This is a genomic window from uncultured Bradyrhizobium sp. (assembly GCF_936943645.1).
Lineage (GTDB): Bacteria > Pseudomonadota > Alphaproteobacteria > Rhizobiales > Xanthobacteraceae > Bradyrhizobium.
In genome coordinates this window covers 12,972-36,060 of sequence record NZ_CAKZJO010000025.1, presented here as the reverse complement: position 1 = coordinate 36,060, position 23,089 = coordinate 12,972, and the positions used below count along the sequence as shown (strand labels likewise).

Here is a 23,089-nt window from a genome sequence, read left to right as displayed (position 1 = left end):
TGCCGCGTTCAGTTCAGCTTCCGCTTCGCCGCCGGCGCCTCGAACTGGGTGATCTCGGCGGTCTGCGGCGCCTTGCCGTTGAAGGTCAGGACGTTGCCTTCGGACGAGATCGCGACGGCATCGCCATCCCTGACGTCGCCGGCCAGGATCATCTCGGCGAGCGGGTCCTGGAGGTGGCGCTGAATCACGCGCTTCAGCGGCCTTGCGCCGTAGGCGGGGTCCCAGCCCTTGGCAGCCAGCCAGTCGCGAGCTGCGGCGTCGAGCGTCAGCACGATCTTGCGATCGGTCAGCAGCTTCTGCAGCCGCGCGAACTGGATCTCGACGATCCGGCCCATCTCGCTGCGCTGCAAGCGGTGGAACAGGATGATCTCGTCGACGCGGTTGAGGAATTCGGGGCGGAAGTGCCCGCGCACCATTCCCATCACCTGATCGCGCACGGCCGAGGTGTCCTCGCCCTCCGGCTGGTTCACCAGGAATTCCGAACCGAGGTTCGAGGTCATGATGATCAGCGTGTTGCGGAAGTCGACGGTGCGGCCCTGGCCGTCGGTCAGGCGGCCGTCGTCGAGCACCTGCAACAGGACGTTGAAGACGTCAGGGTGCGCCTTCTCGATCTCGTCGAACAGCACGACTTGATAAGGCCGGCGCCGCACCGCCTCGGTGAGCGCGCCGCCCTCGTCATAGCCGACATAGCCCGGAGGCGCGCCGATCAGCCGCGAGACCGAGTGCTTCTCCATGTACTCGGACATGTCGAGGCGGACCATTGCGGTCTCGTCGTTGAACAGGTACTCCGCCAAAGCTTTCGTCAGCTCGGTCTTGCCGACGCCGGTCGGGCCCAGGAACATGAACGACCCGGTGGGACGGTGCGGGTCCTGCAGGCCCGCGCGGGAGCGGCGCACGGCGGTTGCGACCGCGCGCACGGCCTCGGCCTGGCCGACGACGCGGTTACCGAGCTGCTCCTCCATCTTCAGGAGCTTTTCCTTCTCGCCTTCCAGCATCTTGTCGACAGGCACGCCGGTCCAGCGCGAGACCACCTGCGCGATGTGGTTGGCGGTGACCGCCTCCTCCACCATCTCGCCGGAGCTCTGCTTGGTGTCGTCCTTGGCCTCGATGTCTGCCAGCTGCTTCTCGAGCTGCGGGATCCGGCCATAGGCCAGCTCGCCCGCCTTCTGGAATTCGCCGCGCCGCTGCGCATTGGCCAGCTCGACCCGCAAGCCGTCGAGCTCGGCCTTCAGCTTCTGGGCATCGGAGAGCTTGTTCTTCTCCGCGCTCCAGCGCGCCGTCAGCGCCGCCGACTTCTCCTCGAGCTCGGCAAGGTCCTTTTCCAGGGTCTGGAGCCGGGACTTGGAGCCGAGATCGCTTTCCTTCTTCAGGGCTTCCTGCTCGATCTTGAGCCGGATGATTTCACGGTCGAGCGAGTCCAGCTCTTCGGGCTTGGAATCGACCTGCATCTTCAGCCGCGCCGCGGCCTCGTCCATCAGGTCGATCGCCTTGTCGGGCAGGAAGCGGTCGGTGATGTAGCGGTTGGACAGCGTCGTCGCCGCCACCAGCGCGGAATCGGTGATCCGCACGCCATGGTGCTGCTCGTACTTGTCCTTCAGGCCGCGCAGGATCGAGATGGTGTCCTCGACCGAGGGCTCGCTGACGAAGATCGGCTGGAAGCGCCGCGCCAGCGCGGCGTCCTTCTCGACGTGCTTCTGGTACTCGTCGAGCGTGGTCGCGCCGATGCAGTGCAGCTCGCCGCGGGCGAGCGCCGGCTTGAGCAGGTTGGAGGCGTCCATGGCGCCGTCGCCCTTGCCGGCGCCGATCAGCGTGTGCATCTCGTCGATGAACAGGATGAAGGTGCCCTCGCTCCCGGTCACTTCCTGAAGCACGGCCTTCAGCCGTTCCTCGAACTCGCCGCGATACTTTGCACCCGCAATCAGCGCGCCGAGGTCGAGCGACAGCAGCTTCTTGTCCTTCAGGCTCTCGGGCACGTCGCCGTTGACGATGCGCAGCGCGAGGCCTTCGGCGATGGCGGTCTTGCCGACGCCGGGCTCGCCGATCAGGACGGGATTGTTCTTGGTCCGGCGCGACAGCACCTGGATCGTGCGGCGGATTTCCTCGTCGCGGCCGATGACCGGGTCGAGCTTGCCGTCGCGCGCGGCCTGGGTCAGGTCGCGGGCATATTTCTTCAGCGCGTCGTAGGCGTTCTCGGCAGTCGCCGAGTCCGCGGTGCGGCCCTTGCGCAGCGCCTCGATCGCCGCATTGAGGTTTTGCGGCGTCACGCCGCCCTTGTTGAGGATCGTGCCCGCCTCGCTGGTCTTCTCCAGCGTGAGACCGAGCAAAAGCCGCTCGACGGTGACGAAGCTGTCTCCGGCCTTCTCGCCGGCCTTCTCAGCCGCGTCGAAGGTGCGGGCGAGCTCGGGCGCCAGATAGATCTGGCCGGCGCCGCCGCCACTGACCTTCGGCACCTTGCCGAGAGCGTCCTCGGTCGCCTTCAGAATAGCGCGGGAATTGCCGCCGGCGCGGTCGATCAGGCCGGAAGCCAACCCCTCATTGTCGTCCAGCAGAACCTTCAGCACATGCAGGGTGGAGAACTGCTGGTGCCCCTCGCGCATCGCGAGCGACTGCGCGGACTGGATGAAGCCCCTGGAGCGTTCGGTGTATTTGTCGATATTCATCTTTTCTGTCCCTCGGCCTGCCCTCGGGGCCCTCTAAGGCACCCCAAGCGGCATCTTCATTGGGTTTTCCGCTTACCGCATTGACGTTTCTCAACCGGTAACGGCCGTCCTTACCGACGTTGCCGCCGGCCTGAGGCAGATGTGGGAAGCAGGTTGCGGATGCGAAAGAGGCGCCTTCACAATTTCGTGCGCCGATCCGCCGGCTTGGCGGGTCCGGGTCGAATCCCTTAAGTAACGGCATGACCCCTGCCGCAAAGCCAGCCAGCCAGACCGCCGAGATCACCGGCCTCTACCGCTACCCGATCAAGGGCCTGACGCCGGAGCCTCTGCGCCGCGTCCCCTTACGGACGGGCCAGACCCTTCCCGCCGACCGCCGCTACGCCATCGAGAACGGCCCGAGCGGCTTCGATCCCGAGCAGCCCGAGTGGAAGCCGAAAATCCAGTTCCTGATGCTCGCGCGCAATGAGCGGCTGGCCGAGCTCGACAGCCGCTTCGACGATGCCAGCAATATCCTGACCATCCGCAGGGGCGGCGAGATCGTCGCCAGCGGGGACCTCGAGACTGCAGCCGGGCGCGCCACCATCGAGCGCTATTTCACCGAGAATTTTCAGCCCGAGCTGAAGGGACCGCCCAAGCTCTTGTCGGGCCGCGACCATAGTTTCTCCGACGTCGCCCGCAAGGTGGTCTCCATCATCAACCTGAACAGCGTCCGCGCCATCGAGACCATGCTGGGTGGCATCGCGGTGCATCCCCTTCGCTTTCGCGCCAATCTCTACGTGAAGGGCTGGCCGGCCTGGTCGGAGCTCGACCTTGTCGGCCAGACGCTCGCGATCGGGCAGGCGCGGCTGAAGGTGATCAAGCGCATCGTCCGCTGCCCCGCCACCAATGTCGACCCGGTGACGGCCAAGCGCGATCTCGAGATCCCGCCGACGCTCTCGCGTCATCTCGGCCACATGGACTGCGGCATCTATGGCGAAGTCATCGCCGACGGCGACATCGGAGTGGGTGACGCCGTCGCGGTTGAACAGCCGAGATTGGTGTGAGCCGACACCGGCTCAACACGCTCCGTCATTGCGAGCGCAGCGAAGCAATCCAGGAATGCATCTGCGGAAACAGTCTGGATTGCTTCGTCGCAAGAGCTCCTCGCAATGACGAGGCTTAATTCGGCATCACATACGCATAGATCCGGCCGCGCGAGACCGGCGCCTCGCGGACGCGGTTGCCGTTGTTGCCGGAGATCATGATCGGATTGCCCTGCGCGTCGATGCCCGTGATGATGCCGACATGACCGCCGCGGCGGCCGCGCGACATCACCGCGATGGCGCCGACCTGCGGACCGGAGACGCGGGTGCCGTAATGCGCGAACGAGTTCGCCATGTCCGATCCCGTACCCTGATGGCCGGTGTGCTGCAGCACCATGTTCATGAAGCGCGCGCACCACAGGCTGCCGCGTCCCGTGGGATTGCCGCCGATATAGCGGCGCGCCTCGGACACGAGGCCCGAACCGCCACCGAAACCGCCGCTTGCGGTCGCTTCGCTACCGGCCATCGCGATGTTAACCCTAGCCTTGCTCGGCATGCCGCCATTGGCGTTCGGATCGTAGCTGGCCTGCGTGCCGGCAAAGCCGCTCGCCTGCAACTGCTCTGCGCTGCGCTCGAAGCGCGAGCTGCGGGCATGATGGCGGTAATGATGATGTCTGGCATGGTGCACGGAAGCGTGCCGCTCTGCGCTATGACGATGATGCGGCCGCGCTGAGGCCGGAGAAACGAACGCGGCAACCGCCGCCGAGAAGATCGCCAGCGCAACAACACAACGCGACAGGCGAGACGCAAACAACTCAACCATTCTTCATCCTTCGTTGACACCCCCACTTTCCGCCGACCCGTGCTGGGCCGACATCCGTCGGGCCGTTAAGCCGCCGGATGTGGCGAGAAAAAGACGCGGCCGCCTGCGAATGGCTGTGATGATTTTGTGCCGACACTGGTCCAATGCTGCCGCATTGCGGACATCAGCATTAACTGCAATTCTGCAAGGGCGGCTTGAAGAGAGGGAAACGGTTAATGCCCCACGCCACCACCAGGGACGACGTCCGCATCTATTTCGAAGAGGCGGGCCAGGGAACGCCGATCATTTTTCTGCACGAGTTCGCGGCCGACTACACCAATTGGGAGCCGCAGATGCGCTACTTCTCGCGCGGCCACCGCTGCATCACCTATTCGGCGCGCGGCTACACGCCGTCGGACGTGCCGGAAGGCGAGGTCTACACCTACGAACATTTCTACACCGACGCGCTTGCCGTGCTCGATCATCTCAAGATCGAGCGCGCGCATCTCGTAGGCCTGTCGATGGGCGCCTATTCGTCGCTGCAGATCGGACTGAACGCGCCGCAGCGCGCGCTGTCGATGACGCTGGCCGGTGTCGGCTCGGGTTCGGAGCTCGAGAATTTGGAGGCCTGGCGCAAGCAGTGCCGCGCCAATGCCGAGCAGTTCGAGACGCTGGGCTCGGCCGAGGTCGCGAAAGTCACGCGGGAGGCGCCGAGCCGGATTCCCTTTCTGGTGAAGGATCCGCGCGGCCACGCCGATTTCTACGCCGCTCTGGCGCGCCATGATTCAAAGGGCTCGGCGCGCACGATGCGCGGCTTCCAGGGCGGCCGCCCCTCGATCTATGCAATGACCGATGCGATCGCGAAGGCGATGACGCCGGCACTGATCATCTGCGGCGACGAGGACGATCCGTGCGTGGGCGCAAGCCTGTTTCTGAAGAAGCATCTGCCCGCGGCGGGGCTCGCGATGTTTCCAAAGTCCGGCCACGTGCTCAATCTCGAAGAGCCCGCGCTGTTCAACGAAAGCGTGGAGCGGTTCGTCACGCTGGTGGAAGCAGGGCGATGGCCGGTGCGGGATTCCAGGTCGCTGGCGGCGCATTAGGACGAAGGCGCCCCCGCACGCGCCGTCATTGCGAGGAGCTCTTGCGACGAAGCAATCCAGACTGCCGCCGCGGAAAGACGCTGGATTGCTTCGCTACGCTCGCAATGACGAGGATAGGTCTCGGCTTCTCATCTTAAAGAGCGCGGAGGCCGCTACTTTCCCCCACCCCGGCTGAGCAAAAACACGCCCTGCTCGCCGAACATGTTCCACACCCACCACGGCAGGTTGAGCGGCACCGGGCGGCCGTAGAGGTCGAGCGCGACCGAGCGCTCCATCTTGACGTTGATCTCGTCGCAGAGCTGCACGAAATCCTTGATGGTGCAGAAATGGATGTTGGCGGTGTCGTACCAGGTCGCCGGCAGGTTCTCGGTGCGCGGCATGTGGCCGCCGATCAGCAGCTGCAGCCGCATCTTCCAGAAGCCGAAATTCGGGAACGAGACGATGGCGCGGCGGCCGATGCGGAGCAAATTTTCCAGCACCACCCGCGGCTGTCGCGTCGCCTGCAGCGTCTGCGACAGGATCACGTAGTCGAAGGCATCGTCGGGATAATTGACGAGGTCGGTGTCGGCATCGCCCTGCACCACCGCAAGGCCCTTGGCCACGCAGCGGTTGACGCCCTCGCGCGACAGCTCGATGCCGCGGCCGTCGATGCCGCGGGTCTCCAGCAGCTGGAGCAGATCGCCCTCGCCGCAGCCGACGTCGAGCACCTTCGAGCCGGGCTTGACCATGTCGGCGACGAGGACATGGTCGGCGCGATATTGATCGGACGCCTTCGTCGTTGCGCCATTCAACGGCAGCACTTCCTGCACAGACATCGTTAGCCGTCCTTCTTGCCGGTGAGCCCGCGTGCCTTACCTGCCGATTGCAGGAAGGCGCGCGAGATGTCGAAGAATTCGGGCACGTCGAGCAGGAAGGCGTCGTGGCCACGATCGGTCTCGATCTCGGCGAACGACACCCGCGCGCTCGAGGCGTTCAGCGCATGCACCAGCGCACGCGATTCCGAGGTGGGGAACAGCCAGTCGCTGGTGAAGGAGACCACGCAGAAGCGGGTCTTGATATCGGCGAACGCTTTCGCCAGCACACCGTCATGGTCGGCGGCGATGTCGAAATAGTCCATCGCGCGCGTCAGATAGAGATAGGAATTGGCGTCGAAGCGCTCGACGAAAGAGGAGCCCTGGTAGCGCAGATAGGACTCGACCTGGAAGTCGGCATCGAACGAGAAGGTCGGCAGCTCGCGGTCCTGCATGCGGCGTCCGAACTTGCGATGCAGCGCCGCATCCGAGAGATAGGTGATGTGCGCCGCCATCCGCGCCACCGCGAGCCCGCGATGTGGATGGATGCCCTGATCGGCATAGCCGCCGCCGTGCCAATCCGGATCGGCCATCACGGCCTGGCGGCCGAGCTCGTGGAAGGCGATGTTCTGCGCCGAATGCCGCGTCGCGCAGGCAATCGCCAGCGCGGAGAACACGCGCGTAGGATAGGCCGCGGTCCATTGCAGCACCTGCATGCCGCCCATCGAGCCGCCGACCACCGCGAACAGCGTGTCGATGCCGAGCCGGTCGATCAGCATGGCCTGCGCGCGCACCATGTCGGGGATGGTGATTACAGGGAAATCCAGGCCCCAGACCTTGCCAGTGGCGGGGTTGATCGACGCCGGGCCCGTCGAGCCCATGCAGCCGCCGATCACATTGGAGCAGATGATGAAGTAGTGCTTGGGATCGATGGGACGGCCGGGGCCGACCAGGGTTTCCCACCAGCCCGGCTTGCCGGTGACGGGATGCACATTGGCGACATGCTGGTCGCCGGTCAGCGCATGGCAGATCAGGACCGCGTTGGAGCGATCGGCGTTGAGCTCGCCGTAGGTCTGGTAGGCGATCTGGAACGGGGTGAGATCGACGCCGCAATCCAGCCGCAGCGGCTGCTCGGTGCCGAAATGCGCGACCTGCGAGCTCGGATGATCCACCTCATGCGACCGCTCGTCAGCGCTGATCGCAGGGCTAGGTATCGACTTGACGCCATCCATGACCATCGACCTCGTTTGCGATCAAACGCGTGATCGCCACTTGCATCAGGCCATGAAAAACCCGGCCTGAACGATAGGTTCGGCCGGGATCGGAAGCGTCCCCGGCCTGTTTAGCGAGTTTTTTAACGTGGCTGCAAGCCGGCCGGCTCAAATGACCACGGAACGGCGCAAAAGCTACCGTCTTGGGCGGTTTTCGTCAAGTCGCGGCCCGGATCGGCCCAATTCGCCTGTGTCGCGCGGACCGAAAAGGACGTCATTTCTCTTTGCTTTCGCGGCCCTGACTGCCTAATCAGGACATCCCCCATCGGAACCATCAACAGTCCAAGCCATGTCCCAACGTCCGCCCGCGCCACCATCGCTGCAGGAACTGCGCAAGGAGATCGATGCGATCGACGAGGGCATGCATCGCCTGCTGATGCAGCGTGGCGACATCATCGACCGCCTGATCCAGGTGAAGCAGACCCAGGAGGTCGGCTCGGCATTTCGCCCTGCGCGCGAGGCCTCGATGATGCGCGAGCTCGTGCAGCGTCATCGCGGCATCCTGCCGCTCGACACGGTGGAGAGCATCTGGCGCGTCATCATCTCGACCTTCACTTACGTGCAGGCGCCGTTCTCCGTGCATGCCGACATCTCGGCCAGCGAGGCGGCGATGCGCGATTCCGTGCGCTTCCATTTCGGCTTCACGGTCCCTTACGTCGCGCATTTCAGCGCGCAGGCCGCAGTCGAGGCGGTGGCGAAATCCAAGGGCGATTTGGCAATGGTCTCGGCCACCTCGAGCCGCACGCCGTGGTGGCTGGAGCTGGAAGCGCGGGGCGCGCCGAAGATCATCGCCCGGATGCCCTTCATCGAGCGTGCCGACCATCCGGCCGCACTGCCGGTGTTCGCGATCTCGCGCGTCGCCGACAGCGCCCTGGTGACCGAGGTCGAGACCTTCAGCGTGCGCGTGTCCGGGTGGAACGCCGAGGTCGCGCGCGCGCTGTCGCCGCTCGCCGAGATCGTGGCGGTACCCGACACCGCCTTCGACGGCGCCGCATTGCTGGTCTCGGTCACGAGCGCGACCAGCATCGATAAAATCAGGGCTGCCCTGATCGAGGCGGGGGCCTCGGTACGCTCCACGGCCCTCGTCGGCAGCCACGCAACGCGCTATACGGTGCCCCCGACCGGGCCAAAATCGTAAATCGCGTACCGCTTAAAGCCACTTTCGGAGTTGAAGATGTCCCGCCCCGTGCCGAATCCCGGCATTCTCGATATTGCGCCTTACACGCCCGGCAAGAGTCCGGTGGCGGAGCCGGGCCGCAAGGTGTTCAAGCTCTCGGCCAACGAGACGCCGTTCGGGCCCTCGCCCAAGGCGATCGAGGCGTTCAAGCATGTGGCGGACCACCTGGAAGACTATCCGGAAGGGACCTCGCGCGTGCTGCGCGAGGCGATCGGCCGCTCCTTCGGGCTCGATCCCAATCGCATCATCTGCGGCGCCGGCTCGGACGAGATCCTCAATCTGCTCGCCCACACCTATCTCAGCCACGGCGACGAGGCGATCTCCACCACGCACGGCTTCCTGGTCTATCCGATCGCAACCATGGCGGTCGGCGCCAAGAACGTCGTCGCGCAGGAGACCAACCTCACCTGCAACGTCGATGCCATCCTCAAGGCGGTGACGCCGAAGACCAAGCTGGTCTGGCTCGCCAACCCGAACAACCCGACCGGGACCTATGTGCCGTTCGACGAGGTCAAGCGCCTGCGCGCCGGCCTGCCCTCGCACGTGCTGCTGGTGCTGGACGCCGCCTATTGCGACTACGTTTCTCGTAACGACTATGAAATGGGAATCGAGCTGGTCGCCACCACCGAGAACACGGTGGTGACGCACACCTTTTCCAAGATCCACGGCCTTGCCGCGCTGCGCATCGGCTGGATGTTCGGCCCCGAGCACATCATCGACGCGGTCAACCGCATTCGCGGTCCCTTCAACGTATCGACCCCGGCGATGTACGCGGCCGTTGCCGCGATCGAGGACACCGCGCACCAGGCGATGTCGAAGCAGTTCACCGAGACCTGGCGCAACTGGCTGACCGAGGAGATCGGCAGGCTCGGGCTGAGGGTAACGCCGAGCGTCGCCAATTTCGTGCTGATCCACTTCCCGACTGACAAGGGCAAGACCGCCGACGATGCCGACGCCTTCCTGACCAAGCGCGGCCTCGTGCTGCGCGGCCTGAAGAACTACGGCCTGCCGCATTCTCTGCGCATGACCATCGGCACCGAGGAGGCCAACCGCCTCGCCGTCGACGGCCTGCGCGACTTCTTGGCCGGCAAATGAGTGCGCAGGTGCATTTCCAGCGCGTCGCGCTGATCGGCTTCGGCCTGATCGGCGGCTCGATCGCGCGCGCTGCGAAGCTTCAGGGGCTGGCCGGCGAGATCGTCACCACCGCACGCTCGGAGAAGACGCGGGCGCGGGTGATGGAGCTCGGCATCGTCGACCAGGTCGTGGCGACCAATGCGGAAGCGGTGAAGGATGCCGATCTCGTCATCCTCTGCATTCCCGTCGGCGCCTGCGGGCCGGTGGCGCAGGAGATCGCGCCGCATCTGAAGCCCGGCGCTGTTGTCTCCGACGTCGGCTCGGTGAAGGGCGCGATCGTCAGGGACATGGCGCCGCATCTGCCGAAAGACATTCACTTCGTGCCGGCGCACCCGGTCGCGGGCACCGAGCATTCGGGCCCCGATTCCGGTTTCGCCGAACTCTTCATCAATCGCTGGTGCATCCTCACTCCGCCGGAAGGCGTCGAGGCCGCGGCGACCGATCGCTTGCGCGCGTTCTGGGCGGCGATGGGAGCCAAGGTTGAGGTGATGACGCCGGATCATCATGATCTCGTGCTCGCGATCACCAGCCATCTGCCGCATCTGATCGCCTACACCATCGTTGGCACCGCCGACGAGTTGGCGCAGGTGACGGAATCGGAAGTCATCAAGTTCTCCGCCGGCGGCTTCCGCGATTTCACCCGTATCGCGGCCTCCGACCCGACGATGTGGCGCGACGTCTTCCTCGCCAACAAGGAGGCCGTGCTGGAGATGCTCGGCACCTTCACCGAGGATCTGGCAAAGCTCACCCGCGCGATCCGCCGCGGCGACGGCGAAGCGCTGTTCGACCATTTCACCCGCACCCGCGCCATCCGTCGCGGTATCGTCGAGATCGGCCAGGACTCGGCGGCCGCCGATTTCGGCCGCCAGCATGGCCAGCTCGGCAAGAAGCCGTAGCGCCGACGGCCGTTCGCGTCAAAACGGATAATAGCGAATCTGCGTCATAACGACGTTGTCATCCGTCCTCGGCGCACCGCCGACACCTGCGAATGCAAACCGCTGCGTGTAGGAATACTGCACGCCGGCTTTGAGCGTGCCGTAATTGCCCTGGTAGATGGTGTCGTAGATCCCGGCGGTGATCTGACGAACCTCCCTGGTGTTACCGTTGCAACTCGCGGCAGGCGAATTCTCGATGCCGCAGCCGGTGTTGTTGTAGAGCGGATTGCCGTAGCCGAACGGCACCGTGCCGACATTGGCGAAATTCGCCTTGGCCTTCTCCAGACCCGCGTAGCTGTAGACATCGAGGCTCGGCGTCGCGTGCCAGATCAGGCCGACGGTAGCCGCCGTGATGGTCAGCGGCAGCAGCGTCCCGTCCTGCGCCACCGCGGCGTCGGGGAACGGGGTTGCCGTGAAGCGTCCGAGCACGCCGTGCGAGCCATAGAGCTGCAGATCGAGCGTCTTCGGAATCAGCTCGGCATAGACGTGGCCACCAAAGCTCCCGGTGTCATAGGTGTGATTGGCATCGTTGAAGCGATCGAACAGCTGGCGATAGAGCGCCCAGGCCTCGACATGCAGCTTGTAAGGGCCGAGCCGCGGATCCCATGCCGCTTTCACCGTGACGTCAGGCACCTGGTTCAGGCTGACATTGTTGAGGCTGTTGAAGAAACTGCCGCCCGGCCCGGTCAGATTGACCTGGAGGTTCGGATTGAGCACGCCTTGCGGGCCGACTGCGGGCGTGCCGACGGCCGGCACGTTACCGCCGAAGATCGCGGTCTGGGCGTTCTCGACCGATGCAGCCAGCTTGAACTCGGGTCCGAAGTCCTGCCAGACGCGCAAGCCCGGCTGGCGCGCCGCCAAAAATCCCGGAACGGATTCGAAGTCGATCACGCCGGGCGCATCGACGCCGCGCGGATCAATACCCGACTTGCTCGGCGCGTTCAGCGACCATGATTGTCCGGCGAGAAAGTGAAGCCCGAGATCGCTGCGATCGACCTCGAGGCTGAGCTGTCGCATGCGCGGGTTGAACGAGTTGGTTGCAACCGAGCTCGCCGTCTGCGCCGCGCCCTCGAAGTCGATCTCGCCGTAGCCGGCAAGATGCGTGTCCGCACCGGCATTGCCCTCGGCGAGCACCGAGAACCGGCTCTGCCGCGCGGAGAAGCGCGTTTCCGGAATGTTGAAGTTGCGGCTCTGCTGATAAGGGATGAAGTTGTAGACCGAGCCGGTGTCGGAGGCGAGATTGCGCGAGCGGTAGATGCCGGTGAGATCGACCCAGCCGCCGAATGTCAGCGTAATGCCCTTGTAGCAGACCTTGCCGGCCGCACATGGTTCGGCGAGCGCCCTGTAGGTCGCGGGCATCGGAGCTCCCTTCGCCTGCGCTTCAACCTGGCGCGTCTTGCGCGCCTCCCGGTCCACCCGCTGCTGCAGTTCTTTCAGCTTGGCTTTCAGCGACTGGATTTCGGTTGCGACATTGTCGTCGGCACGCGCCGCGCCCGAACAGGCAGCGACGATGCCCAGCATCAGTCCGCATGTGATGATCCGCACTTGAACCTCCCTCCTGTTGGGAAGCAGGTTGGTTTCCGCGTGCCGTTTCCGGCAGCTGCGTGCTTCCCTGGTGTGGGATGATTGAAAGCCCGCTGCGGTTATTCGCGGCGAAGCGCATCTTCTGCATCACGTTTTCCTGACGATCTCGTTCGGAATATTTGCGCGGCCTGGCCGATCGCGTCGCTATCGTCCGGGATTGTGCGCATTGGGCCCGGCCGGGGCATGGCCGGGTCCGCTCACGCGACGGGCAAGCGATGGACGGCGGTTATTTGCCCTTGGTCGCGCGCATCACCGTGGGACGCGGTGATTTCGGTGAGGGAACGAACGCCATCGTGTCCCGCGTCGAGGGACTTGCGAGGCTGCGATCGCCATTCGGATACATCGAGGCGTAGGCAGCCGGCTCCTGCATTTGCCACTGCCACTGCGCAAGCGCCGGCGTCGCGGACGCAACCGAGATGGCGACGGCGGCAACGAACAGCTTGGACTTGGTCATGGTGGTCTCTCCTGCCTGGGCGGCACGCATCATCGTGCGGCCGACATGGAGAGAGAGCGGCGCTCGCGGAGACGCATTCCCGCCTGGGCCATCACGATCCGGGGAAGGGGTCGTGACGACGAGGCGTGGAGCCCGGATGGATCGCAGCGTAATCCGGGAGTTCGATCTTAGTTACAACGAACGCCGTCCCGGATTGCACTTCGCTCCATCCGGGCTACGGCACTTCCATCAGTACAGCGGCGGGATCTGGCCGACCTTGACCGGGCCGAGCAGCACGGCGCCGTCGACGAACTTCAGCGGGAAGCTGCGCGCCTTCTTGCCTTCCAGCGTGCTCTCGGTGCCGATCGAGTTGATGCCGGCGGCAAGCCCGGCATTGGCGTTCTGCTTGATGACCTTGCCGAGGCCGGGCACGGCGCGGTCGAGCGCACCGAACAGATTGGTGAGGTCCTGCGACTTCACGCCGGGGGCGACGCGATCGAGCGTTGCCTGCGGCACGCCCTCCTCCAGCATCTTCTCGATGCCGAGCGCCGGGATCACGCGCTCGAGGCCCGTCACCGTCATCTGCAACTCGCCGTCGAGGCGGCCGTTGGCGGAGAGGCCGAGCGTGCCGGCCGCAACCGCGATCATCTCGCCTTGCTGGATCCGCGACTGCACGATCTCGATATGACCGCCAGCGGCCTGGATTTCGCGGAAGCGCTGCGGCCAGGGTTTTGGCGTGAGATCCGACAGGCCGGTGATCTTGGCGCGCGTATCGGCCTCGAACGGCTCGGCGAGTAAGGGATGAACGCCCTGGATGCTGCCCTGAGCGACGTGGGCAACGGTTTCGATCACGGGATGATCGGCCGACGATCCCTCCGCGAGACGACCGTGCAGCTCGATCTGCTTGGCCCGCGCGAGCGGCACCTGCATGCTGCCGTCGAGCCTGTTGATGGCGGGATCGTCGAACACGATGGAGGCGCGGTCCGGCACGGCCGGCAGGCCAACCACGCTGCTGCGGCCCTTGCTCCAGTTCACCACGAAGGTGTTTTGCGTGACGCCGTCGATCAGCGTCGCGGGTGCGGAGAATTCCGCGATGACGAGCTTGGGATCGTACACCTGGGCAACGACCAGGATGTTGTCGAGCTTGGCCGTGAATGGCGTCTTGCTCGCATTCTGCGAGACCAGGGCGACGCTAGCGCCGGAGCACTGGACTTCGAAGCGGAACGGGAAGCCGGCAATCGAGCGCTTGGCGCAATCATAGATGCGGCCGGACTTGGCCTCCTGCGCCCGCCAGGCGTCTGCGGCCACTTCGGCCTGCGAGGCCGCATAGAACCAGAAGCAGCTCCACGCGATGGCGAGGACCAGAACGAAAACGGGTGCGATGAAAAGGCCCCAACGGGAGCGACGGCCTGCGGCAACGGTCATATTGGACATGCGGTGACCCTTTGACCCCAGATTTTGGCAAATGTAAGCGAGCCGGGCCTGCGACGAAAGGCGGAGAATTCGCTTCGCTTGAGGCCCCCATTCTGGTAGCCGTGCCCGAAATGTCGGAAATTACCCTTCCCTCCGTCACCACCGCCAAGGGCGACCTCTGGGTGTTCGGCTACGGCTCGCTGATGTGGCGGCCGGGTTTCGCGTTCGAGGAGCGCGTCCCGGCGCGGCTGGTCGGCGAGCACCGCGCACTCTGCGTCTATTCCTTCGTGCATCGCGGCACGCCGGAAAAGCCGGGCCTGGTGCTTGGGCTCGACCGCGGCGGCGCCTGCCGGGGCATCGCCTTCCGCGTTGCCGAGAAGAACCGCGCAGACGTCGTCGCGTACCTGCGCGCGCGCGAGCAGGTCACCTCGGTCTATCGCGAGGTGATGCGCTCGGTCTGGCTGGAGAACGATGCGCGGGCGCGCGTCTCCGCGCTCGCCTATGTCGTCGACCGCGGCCATGTGCAATATGCCGGCCGGCTCTCGCTCGCCGAGCAGCACCGCCATGTCGTCCAGGGCCACGGCCAGTCGGGCGCCAACCGCGACTACGTCACCGCGACGGTGAAGGCAATCGAAGCCGAAGGCTTTCGCGACACGCAGTTGCATCAGCTTGCGACCATGCTGCATAGTGATGGGCATTCCCTGCACGCGCCGCCGCCCGTCGAAGACCGCGAAAACCGCTAACCGCCCGTCGGGGCATAGCTGGGCGCCGAGCCGATCAACTGCTCCTGCTCCTTGCGGCCGGCTTCGACGAGACGGCCGGTCGCCTCTTCGATCGCCGTCTGCACGCGGGAGAGAAACTCGTCCTTCGGCAGGCCCGGCGGCAACGGCGGGAGGAACTCGACCACCAGCGTGCCGGGATAACGCATGAAGGTGCGGCGCGGCCAGAACAGGCCGGAGTTGAGCGCAATCGGCAGGCAAGGCACGCCACAGGACGAATAGATCTGCGCAAAGCCGGTCTTGTAGTCGGGCGGAGCGCCCGGCGCGCGGCGCGTGCCTTCCGGGAAGATGACGAGCTGCTTGCCGCTGCGGACCGCCTCGCGCGCCCGCCGCGTCATGTCGAGCAAAGCCTTCACGCCGGCATTGCGATCGATCGCGATCATCCCGGTCTTGACCAGGAACTGACCGAACACCGGGATCTGCATCAGCTGGCGCTTGAGGATGAATATCGGGCGGTTGAAGAAGCCCGGCAGCACGAACGTCTCCCAGAACGACTGGTGTTTTGCGACAATCACCAATGGTCCGGTCGGGATGTTCTCGACGCCGCGGAATTCCACCTTGATGTTGCAGACCACGCGCATCAGGACCAGCGTCGCCTTGGCCCACCATTCCGCGACCGTCAGCATCGCGCGCGGCGGCAATGCGAAGGTCGGCAGCGCCACGATCGCGAGGCCCACCAGCACGGCGTAGAACAGCACGTTGAACACGAGCGAGCGCAGGAAAACTGGGAACATCGACGATCCGATTGGTTTGCCGATCAATTGGCCTGTTAGTTGGCCTGGGCGGTGGCGGGCCGCCTCGGCTGCTGACCTGCAGGCTGCTCCGACATCTCGGGCGAAAGGTCAATCCCGAAATCCTCCAGTCGCACCCTGAGCTCGGCCGCGATGTACTTGACATATTCCGACAACAGGAGCCGCAGGGTGGAGGCCGAGGTCCACCACGGCTCCTCGCGCCATTTGTCGCCGACCACCGCGAACGGGATCAGCGTCGTCTGCGGCATCGCATGCGAGAATTCCACCAGCGCGCGCGGCATGTGGTAATTCGAGGTGACCACGATCAGCGACTTGAACCGGCGGCCCTCGGCCCAGCGCCGCGCCTCCGCCGCGTTGCCGCGGGTCGAGAGCGCGGTGCGATCGAGATCGACGCAACAGGTCATGAAGGACTGGTTCTCCGGCAACGTCCGGGAGATGTCGTTCGCCGTCGACGTCGGATGCACCCCGGAAATCAACAGCCGTTTGCCGTAGCCGGCCGCAAGCAGCTCCATCGCGTCCGACACGCGCGAGGAGCCGCCGGTCAGCACCACGATGCCGTCGGCCTTGCGGCCTGGCGCGATCTCCGCGCCGCGCAATTGCGACAGGAACGCGACGAAGCCCGCCGCAGCGCCGACGAAGGCGAGCGCAATCGTCGACACGATTGTCGCGCGCAGCCAGCCGCGCGGCAGTTTCGGCGATCGATCGTCGGTCGGCGAGGTCATGTGATGTCGGTCATCCCTTCCCTAAGCGATTTTATGACGTTTTGAGGCGAAGTGGAGTCCGGTTTATCAGGCCTAGTCGACGTCATTCAACGTCGCAAACAGCGTCTGGCGCGAGGCCACTGCGGTGATCGCGCCGATCAGCACGGCCTGGACCGCAAGCACGATGTAGCCGGATGGCCGCAGTGAGAAGGTGCCGAGCAGCGCGGCGAACTGGTCTCCGACGGGGGTGCCGGAGAACCAGCCGGCGATCGACTCGGAGAAGCCGAACACCAGCATGGCGACGCCGCCGCCGATCACGCCGCCCTCCAGGCCCAGCCGAAGGAAATGCCGCAGGAAGTGATTGGCGATGTAGCGGTCGCCGGCACCGACGAAATGCAGCACCTCCACGATCGGACGGTTCGCCGCCATGGCGCCGCGGGTCGCGAACGACACCGAGATGATGGTGGCGACGATGACGAGCGCAAGGATGCCGAGGCCGGCAAGCACGGTGGCGCTGGTCATCGAGCGCATCCGCTCGATCCAGGCGCGGTGATCATCGACGCTGGCGCTTGGTGCGACCTCGGTCACCCGTGCGCGCAAGGCGACGAGATCGAGCGGCGTGCCGGGCTGCACGCGCGCGATGATCATGCGCGGCACCGGCAGATCGTCCATCGACAGGCCGGTGCCGAGCCAGGGCTCGAGCAGCTTGCCGCTCTCCTCCCTGCTGAACGGCTTGACCTCGACGATTCCGGCCTGGGCGCGCATCGCCTCGGTCACGGCCGCGGTATCGCGGTCGAGATCGCGCCCCGTTTGCGGGCGGACCTGAATGGTGATTTCGCTCGCGACGTCCGACTGCCATTCCGCGGCCGAGGCACTGACCAGGAGCACCGTGCCGGTGGTCATCGACGCCAGGAAGGTCATGATGGCGACGACGGCGACCAGCGCGCGGCCGTGGATCGATGCGCGCGGCACGATCGGCGACATGTTGCGCGCCTTGGCCGGAAGCTGCGGACGCTCTTGTCCGAGATCGACCAGCACGCCGCGCTCGTCGGTCCTATTCATAGACGTGCAGCCGTCCCTGGTGCAGCACCAGCCGCCGTGCCTCGTACTGGTCCATCAGGCCGATGTCGTGGGTCGCGATGATGACGGCGGTGCCGGATTTGTTGAGCTCGATGAAGAGCCGCAGCAGGCGGCGTCCGAGCGTCGGATCGACGCTGCCGGTCGGCTCGTCCGCGAGCAGCAGTTGCGGCCGCGAGATCACGGCGCGCGCGATCGCGGCGCGCTGCTTCTCGCCGCCCGACAGGATCGGCGGCAGCGCGTCCATGCGCTCGCCAAGCCCGACCCAGCGCAGCAGATCGATCACCTCCTTGCGATAGCTCGACTCGCTGCGCCCCATGACGCGGAACGGCAGCGCGACGTTCTCATAGGTCGTCATATGGTCGAGCAGGCGGAAGTCCTGGAGCACGATGCCGATGCGCTTGCGCAAATCGGCGATCTCGTCCTTGCCGAGTTGCGAGATGTCGTGGCCGAACAGATTGACGAGGCCCCGCGTCGGCCGGTGCGACAGGAACAACAGGCGCAGCAGCGAGGTTTTTCCGGCACCCGACGGGCCGGTGAGGAACTGGAACGAATGCGCCGGGATCTGGAAGCTGAGGTCGCGCAGGATCTCCGGCCCCAGACCGTAACGCAATCCGACATTTTCGAACCGAACCAAGTTCAGCTCCGTTCGAGAGGGGGCGCGGGTCGCACGCTTGCGCTCCGCCATGCGCGATCAACGGGTTTTGCCGCCGTTATGGTTTCCGGTTCGTTAACGGTCGGCCTGTAGCATATTTGGCAGCATCCTGGCCGTCCCGTCCTTCCCGGCGGGTCATGGTCAAGACCTCGTTCAAGTCCCGGTTCATGCATCAAGGCTCGTCCATGCATATCGTCTGCCCCCATTGTATGACATCCTACGCCATCAAGCTTGCGAGCCTTGGGGCGAACGGGCGGGCGGTCCGCTGTTCCCGTTGCAAGGAAACCTGGATCGCCCATGCCGAGGATGCCATCGAGGAGGCGTCCGTCCCGGCCATGGCGGCCGCCAGCCAGGCCGACGACCAGTCCGATCTCGCCGAGCAGTGGAACTCCTATGCCAAGGATGAGAGCGCCACTGATGCGCCCGTCGTCGACAGCCCCTCGATCGCCAGCGACTGGCCCGATGAAGAGGCCAAGGAGACCGAGGACGAATGGTCAGCAGCGGCCCGGGCGGCCGAGGAGGAGGTCGTCGGCGCCCAGCACCAGTCCTGGTTCCGCGGCCTGTTCAGCCGTCGCGGCGCACGGGTCAGCCGGCCGGTCGCCGCTACGCCCCCCAAAAAGTCCTATTTCGGCCTGCCGACCGCCTGCGCCGCCATGGGCGCGCTGGTGCTGGCGCTGGTGATCTGGCGCGGCGACATGGTGCGGCTGCTGCCGCAGACGGCGGCGTTCTACAAGATGGTCGGGCTTGAGGTGAACCTGCGGGGCCTCGCCTTCAAGGACGTCAAGCTGTCCAGCGAGACCGTCGACGGTAAGCAGGTGCTGGTGATCGAGGGCGTGATCGTCGGCGAAGGCAAGAAGCCGCTCGACATCCCGCGGCTGCGTTTCGCCGTGCGCGACGCGCAAGGCGCGGAGATCTACGCCTGGAACTCGGTGCTGGAGCAGACCGTGCTGCGGCCCGGCGAGCGCGCCTTCTTCCGCTCCCGTCTCGCCTCGCCGCCGCCGGAGGGCCGCAATATCGACGTTCGCTTCTTCAACCGGCGCGACATTGCCGGCGGCAGCGTATAATCAGCTTGCAGGGTCCGGGAAGGTTCGTCCCAAGGGTTGATCTGATGCCGAAAATCCTGATCGCCGACGACGAGGATTCGATGCGCCAGCTGGTGGCGCGCGCCATCGCCATGGACGGCCACCAGACCGTCACCGCGCAAGACGGCGCCGAAGCGCTGGAGATCCTGACCCGCGAGGACGGCGCCTTCGACCTGCTGCTCACCGACATCCAGATGCCTGTCATGGACGGCATCGCGCTCGCGCTCTCCGCCGCGCGCGATTTCCCCGACCTGACCATCCTCTTGATGACCGGCTTCGCCGACCAGCGCGAGCGTGCCTCGAACCTCAATGCGCTGGTGCACGACGTCGTGACGAAGCCGTTCTCGGTCGCCGACATCCGCACCGCCGTGGCGGACGCGCTGGCGGCGAAGAAGGCTTAGCGGGCGACGTCAGCCACACATACCGCTGTCATTCCCCGCGAAGGCGTGGAATCCAGTACGCCGCGGCGGATGTGGCAGGAGCAAGCACTTCAACGCCGGCTTCTGGAATACTGGATCGCCCGGTCCTAGTGCGCAATTGCGCACTGGCCGGGCGATGACACCGTGCGTGACGCTCAAAAATCCTTCAGCAGCCGCTCGATGTAATCGAGCTCGATCTGCGGGCGCGAGCTGTCGCCGAGGCGGCGGCGGAGCTCTTCGAGGATGCGGCGGACGCGCTGGGCGTCGATCTCGCCGGGAATCTTGACGGAGTAATCGTCGCTGAGATCGCGGCCGTGAAGCGGACGGCCCAGCGGATCGGTCTGATTGCCGCCGCTCTGCTGACGGCCGGCGCGATTGCCGGGACCATCGCCCTGCCCGTCGCCATCGCCCTGCTGCATCGCCTCGGCCATCTTCTGCGCGCCCTTACGCATGGCATCGAGGGCCTTGCCCTGCGAGTCCACGGCGCCGTCGGCATTGCCTTCGCCGAGCTTCGAGCCGGCATCGCCCATAGCGCCATCGGCCGCGTCGAGGCTGCCGTCGTCATCGCCTTGGTCGCCGTCCTGATCGCCGCTCTGGCCCGGGTCGCCCTGCTGGCCCTTCTGACCCTGCTGCCCCTTCTGGCCCTTTTGTCCCTTCTGTGCGAGGCCGCGCTTGGCGAGCTCGTCCTGCAGCTTCTTCAGCCGGTCGCGCAGCGACTGCTGATCCTGCTGCAGGTCCGACATCGACTGGTCGCCCTGCTTGCCGCGCGAGCGGTCACGCCGGGAGTCCTGGCCCTGCTTGAAGGTCTTGTCGCGCAATTGCTGCTGCTTGCGGATCATGTCGCTGAGCTCGTTCAGCGCCTGCTCCATCTCGCTCTCGCCGGATTGCCCGGGCTGCGCCATCTGGAGATTTTCCATGATCTGCGCGAGCTGCTCCAGCAAGCGCTGGGCCGCCTCCTTATTGCCTTCGCGCGCGGCTTTCTCGATCTGCTTCAGCAAGTCGTCGAGATCGCGCTGGGTGATGACGTTGCGGTCGCGGCTGGAGGACTGACTTCGTTCCGTCGCCCGCTTGTATTCCTCGAGCTTCTGGATGGCGTCGGACTGGTTGCCGAGGCTCTTGCCGGATTCCTTCTGCCTGAGGCTGTCGCCGGACTCCTGCATCGCCTTTTCGGCGCTGTCGAGCAGCGCGTCGGGATCCTGATCCAGCTGGGCAACCGCCGGCGAGATGCCGCCGAGCAGCAGAGCGAGGCAGGCGATCGACATCGCCTTCAAGACTGGCACGCGCGCTAGCTTCCGCATTTCCGGTCCCGCGTAAACTGGTTGGTCTTGTCGTCCCCCGCCTTGTTGGCCCGGTTGTTCGCCGACTTCCGATAGGCCTGCAGCTGCTCGCGCAACGCGTCCTGCTGCTGCGCGAGATCTGCGAGCTGCTCAGCCGTCGCGTTCTGGGTCTTCTGTCGCAGCTCGATCGCCTTGTCGAGGATGAGCTGCACCTCGGCCGGGAACGGCTGCCGCGGTCCGAGCGGATTCTGCTCGGCGCGCCGGGCGAGATCGCGCACCTTGCCGGCCATGGCCTCGCGCAGCTTCTGCGTCAGCACCCTCAGCTCGTCCTCGCTGGCGCCGCGGTCGAGCGCGGCCTTCAGCGCATCCTGCGCCGCGCGCAGCGCGGCGTTGACGCTGCCCGCGACGCCGTCGTCCTCGATGGTGGTCGCGAAGGCCCACATGCTCGCCACTACATTGCGCAGCGCATCGTCGGTGCGGGCGGCTTCGAGCTGGGTCGCAAGGCTCCGGAGGCCGAGATAGCAGCCGGCATCCGGCGTGAACAATTCGGGTGCGATCATCAACGCGTCGAGCGCGGTGTAGACGTCCGAATTCTTGTTGGCGTCGAGCGCGAGGATACGGCGCTGCTCGATCAACGCGCGCGCGAGCGAGTTGGTGAACAGACGCTCGGGCAGACGCATGTTGAAGGGCTCGCTCCTGGCCTCGTTGCCGGCCTCGTCCTTGGCGGTGAGGGTCAGCGTAACATCGGCGCCGGCATAGGGATCCTCACTGAGGTCCTTGACCGTCTGGCCGACGCCGTTGCGGGTGCGCGCGTTCGGCAGCACCAGCGGGAATTTCGGCGGCTCGAACAGCGGCCGCGCCGCGGTCTTGGTATCGGAATTCTTGCCGTCGGACTCCTTGGCGCCGTCCTTGCCGTCGTCCGCGCGCAGGGCGATCTGCGCCTCCGCGCCGGTCACGCCGTAATCGTCCTCGATCTTGTAAGATAGCTGAAGGCCGCCGCGCGCCTGGCGCTCGGGATCCTTGGCAAGCGAGATCGTCGGTGCACGGTCCGGGGTTGCCGCAAACGCCCATTGCGGCTGGCCGGAGGGCGCGCGGACATGCGCGGTGCCGTCGGCGGTGATGGTGAAATGCTTCTCGTTGGTGCCTTTGGGCGCGGCCTCGGTGGGGGCAACCTCCTTGAGGCCGCTGGAGACGACGACGTCGAGAGCGCTGCCGGAGGAGCGCACGATCAGGGTCGAGCCGGCGGGAACGGCAAGCGGCCCGGCGGTCGGCAGCGCGGCGGCCTCCTTGTTGGCCGCCGACAGGATGATCGGCGGCTTGCCGGTATAGAGCGGCGGGGTCACCCAGGCATCGACGCGAACATTGGCCGGCGCCAGCACGCCGTTCCAGTCGAAGGCCGCACCCAGCCGTATCGCGCGCTCGTCGCCGGCGGCGAAGAAGGTCGCAACCAGCATCACCATGACCAGCGCGCGCAGCGCCCAGGGATCATGCAGCGCCAGCCGCGGATGCGGCAAACCGGCGCGGATGCGCTTGAGCGAGGCCAGCGTGCGCTCGCGCTGCGCCTGCCACAGCGCCTGTGCGACCGGATCCTGCGAGGACAGCGTGTCCGTCAGCGTGGTGGCCGGGCGGTGACGGATGCCGGAGCCACGGTCGAGCCGGCTGAGCGCCTCCTCGCGGCGTGGCCAGCGGAAACGAATCAGGGGCAGCAGGGCGGCGATCGCAATGCCGGCGAAAATGACGAGGCCGACGGCACGGGCCAGGAACGGCAGCGCCAGCCAGAGGCCGGCCCAGGACACCACCAGGAACAGCCCGACGACGGTCAGCAGCCGCGCCAGATGCGGCCAGGCACGCTCCCACGCGATGGCATAAATGGCCCGGTCGAGGGCCTGCGCCAGCTTCAGCCGCGACAGAGCGTCACTGTTGCGGGTCGGGTCTGACGGGTCGGGGGTGACGCCGTTCAATCAACTCTCCAGGTTGCCCGGTCGAGGGGAGCCTATCACAACGGCAGCACTGAGGCATCCGTTC

21 protein-coding genes and 1 riboswitch are annotated in these 23,089 nt (G+C 65.8%); of the genes, 8 read left to right on the top strand and 13 right to left on the bottom strand.

All coding sequences use genetic code 11. From position 1 onward, the window contains the following. Positions 1 to 8: 8 nt before the first annotated feature. Positions 9 to 2,660 (bottom strand): ATP-dependent chaperone ClpB, encoded by a 2,652-nt coding sequence (gene clpB, locus Q0743_RS03415; RefSeq protein ID WP_298240186.1) that lies wholly within the window; start codon positions 2,658 to 2,660, stop codon positions 9 to 11. 239 nt (positions 2,661 to 2,899) lie between these two features. Here clpB and Q0743_RS03410 point away from each other — a divergent pair, with 239 nt between their 5' ends. Beyond that, on the top strand, positions 2,900 to 3,703 hold the full coding sequence (locus Q0743_RS03410) for an MOSC domain-containing protein (RefSeq protein WP_298240185.1): 804 nt from the start codon (positions 2,900 to 2,902) through the stop codon (positions 3,701 to 3,703). A gap of 115 nt (positions 3,704 to 3,818) precedes the next feature. Here Q0743_RS03410 and Q0743_RS03405 read toward each other — a convergent pair whose 3' ends face one another. Beyond that, the gene (locus Q0743_RS03405) at positions 3,819 to 4,505 is read right to left on the bottom strand and encodes a TIGR02594 family protein (protein ID WP_298240184.1); all 687 of its coding nucleotides are present in this window, start codon (positions 4,503 to 4,505) and stop codon (positions 3,819 to 3,821) included. A 215-nt stretch (positions 4,506 to 4,720) separates the two neighbouring features. On the opposite strand from Q0743_RS03405, the gene Q0743_RS03400 reads away from it, so the two are divergent. Next, on the top strand, positions 4,721 to 5,584 hold the full coding sequence (locus Q0743_RS03400; protein ID WP_298240183.1) for an alpha/beta hydrolase: 864 nt from the start codon (positions 4,721 to 4,723) through the stop codon (positions 5,582 to 5,584). Positions 5,585 to 5,736: 152 nt separating this feature from the next. On the opposite strand, the gene metW is transcribed toward Q0743_RS03400, so the two are convergent. Further along, on the bottom strand, positions 5,737 to 6,399 hold the full coding sequence (metW, locus tag Q0743_RS03395; protein ID WP_298240182.1) for a methionine biosynthesis protein MetW: 663 nt from the start codon (positions 6,397 to 6,399) through the stop codon (positions 5,737 to 5,739). 2 nt (positions 6,400 to 6,401) lie between these two features. Continuing rightward, on the bottom strand, positions 6,402 to 7,607 hold the full coding sequence (locus tag Q0743_RS03390) for a homoserine O-acetyltransferase (protein ID WP_298240181.1): 1,206 nt from the start codon (positions 7,605 to 7,607) through the stop codon (positions 6,402 to 6,404). Between the two features lie 89 nt (positions 7,608 to 7,696). Then, a riboswitch (SAM riboswitch) is annotated at positions 7,697 to 7,776 on the bottom strand. Between the two features lie 159 nt (positions 7,777 to 7,935). Between Q0743_RS03390 and Q0743_RS03385 the strand changes: the two genes are divergently transcribed. The 3 genes from Q0743_RS03385 to Q0743_RS03375 are packed head-to-tail and all read left to right on the top strand — an operon-like array spanning position 7,936 to position 10,853. Continuing rightward, on the top strand, positions 7,936 to 8,784 hold the full coding sequence (locus Q0743_RS03385; RefSeq protein WP_298240180.1) for a chorismate mutase: 849 nt from the start codon (positions 7,936 to 7,938) through the stop codon (positions 8,782 to 8,784). 36 nt (positions 8,785 to 8,820) lie between these two features. Next, positions 8,821 to 9,918, top strand: coding sequence for a histidinol-phosphate transaminase (locus tag Q0743_RS03380; protein ID WP_298240179.1), 1,098 nt, complete (start codon positions 8,821 to 8,823; stop codon positions 9,916 to 9,918). After that, complete coding sequence (locus tag Q0743_RS03375; RefSeq protein ID WP_298240178.1) at positions 9,915 to 10,853, top strand: prephenate/arogenate dehydrogenase family protein; 939 nt, start codon at positions 9,915 to 9,917, stop codon at positions 10,851 to 10,853. The genes Q0743_RS03380 and Q0743_RS03375 overlap by 4 nt, the downstream gene beginning before the upstream one ends. A gap of 18 nt (positions 10,854 to 10,871) precedes the next feature. Here Q0743_RS03375 and Q0743_RS03370 read toward each other — a convergent pair whose 3' ends face one another. The 3 genes from Q0743_RS03370 to Q0743_RS03360 all read right to left on the bottom strand — a co-directional run bounded on the left by Q0743_RS03370 (position 10,872) and on the right by Q0743_RS03360 (position 14,343). Further along, positions 10,872 to 12,437, bottom strand: coding sequence for a hypothetical protein (locus Q0743_RS03370; RefSeq protein ID WP_298240177.1), 1,566 nt, complete (start codon positions 12,435 to 12,437; stop codon positions 10,872 to 10,874). 265 nt (positions 12,438 to 12,702) lie between these two features. Beyond that, complete coding sequence (locus Q0743_RS03365) at positions 12,703 to 12,930, bottom strand: hypothetical protein (RefSeq protein ID WP_298240176.1); 228 nt, start codon at positions 12,928 to 12,930, stop codon at positions 12,703 to 12,705. Between the two features lie 228 nt (positions 12,931 to 13,158). Then, a complete protein-coding gene (locus tag Q0743_RS03360; protein ID WP_298240175.1) occupies positions 13,159 to 14,343 on the bottom strand; it encodes a DUF2125 domain-containing protein in 1,185 nt (394 codons plus the stop codon). 110 nt (positions 14,344 to 14,453) lie between these two features. Between Q0743_RS03360 and Q0743_RS03355 the strand changes: the two genes are divergently transcribed. Then, a complete protein-coding gene (locus Q0743_RS03355) occupies positions 14,454 to 15,065 on the top strand; it encodes a gamma-glutamylcyclotransferase (RefSeq protein ID WP_298240174.1) in 612 nt (203 codons plus the stop codon). On the opposite strand, the gene Q0743_RS03350 is transcribed toward Q0743_RS03355, so the two are convergent. The 4 genes from Q0743_RS03350 to ftsE form a co-directional block, all read right to left on the bottom strand. Then, positions 15,062 to 15,835 carry a 1-acyl-sn-glycerol-3-phosphate acyltransferase gene (locus Q0743_RS03350; RefSeq protein WP_298240173.1) on the bottom strand — a complete coding sequence of 258 codons (774 nt, stop codon included), beginning with the start codon at positions 15,833 to 15,835 and terminating at the stop codon, positions 15,062 to 15,064. The genes Q0743_RS03355 and Q0743_RS03350 overlap by 4 nt on opposite strands. 35 nt (positions 15,836 to 15,870) lie before the next feature. Further along, entirely contained in the window at positions 15,871 to 16,575 is a 705-nt protein-coding gene (locus tag Q0743_RS03345; protein WP_298240172.1) for a YdcF family protein, read from the bottom strand. 72 nt (positions 16,576 to 16,647) lie between these two features. After that, positions 16,648 to 17,616 carry an ABC transporter permease gene (locus tag Q0743_RS03340; RefSeq protein WP_298240171.1) on the bottom strand — a complete coding sequence of 323 codons (969 nt, stop codon included), beginning with the start codon at positions 17,614 to 17,616 and terminating at the stop codon, positions 16,648 to 16,650. Next, positions 17,609 to 18,268 (bottom strand): cell division ATP-binding protein FtsE, encoded by a 660-nt coding sequence (gene ftsE, locus Q0743_RS03335; RefSeq protein WP_063694655.1) that lies wholly within the window; start codon positions 18,266 to 18,268, stop codon positions 17,609 to 17,611. The genes Q0743_RS03340 and ftsE overlap by 8 nt, the downstream gene beginning before the upstream one ends. 203 nt (positions 18,269 to 18,471) lie before the next feature. Here ftsE and Q0743_RS03330 point away from each other — a divergent pair, with 203 nt between their 5' ends. Next, complete coding sequence (locus Q0743_RS03330; protein WP_298240170.1) at positions 18,472 to 19,350, top strand: MJ0042-type zinc finger domain-containing protein; 879 nt, start codon at positions 18,472 to 18,474, stop codon at positions 19,348 to 19,350. Between the two features lie 44 nt (positions 19,351 to 19,394). Further along, positions 19,395 to 19,769: a response regulator gene (locus tag Q0743_RS03325; RefSeq protein WP_298240169.1), complete on the top strand. Its 375-nt coding sequence runs from the start codon at positions 19,395 to 19,397 to the stop codon at positions 19,767 to 19,769. 173 nt (positions 19,770 to 19,942) lie between these two features. On the opposite strand, the gene Q0743_RS03320 is transcribed toward Q0743_RS03325, so the two are convergent. Both Q0743_RS03320 and Q0743_RS03315 read right to left on the bottom strand, forming a co-directional pair. Next, positions 19,943 to 21,085, bottom strand: coding sequence for a DUF4175 family protein (locus Q0743_RS03320; protein ID WP_298240168.1), 1,143 nt, complete (start codon positions 21,083 to 21,085; stop codon positions 19,943 to 19,945). Further along, complete coding sequence (locus tag Q0743_RS03315; protein WP_298240167.1) at positions 21,073 to 23,025, bottom strand: TIGR02302 family protein; 1,953 nt, start codon at positions 23,023 to 23,025, stop codon at positions 21,073 to 21,075. Before Q0743_RS03315 ends, Q0743_RS03320 begins: the two co-directional genes overlap by 13 nt. Positions 23,026 to 23,089: the final 64 nt, after the last annotated feature.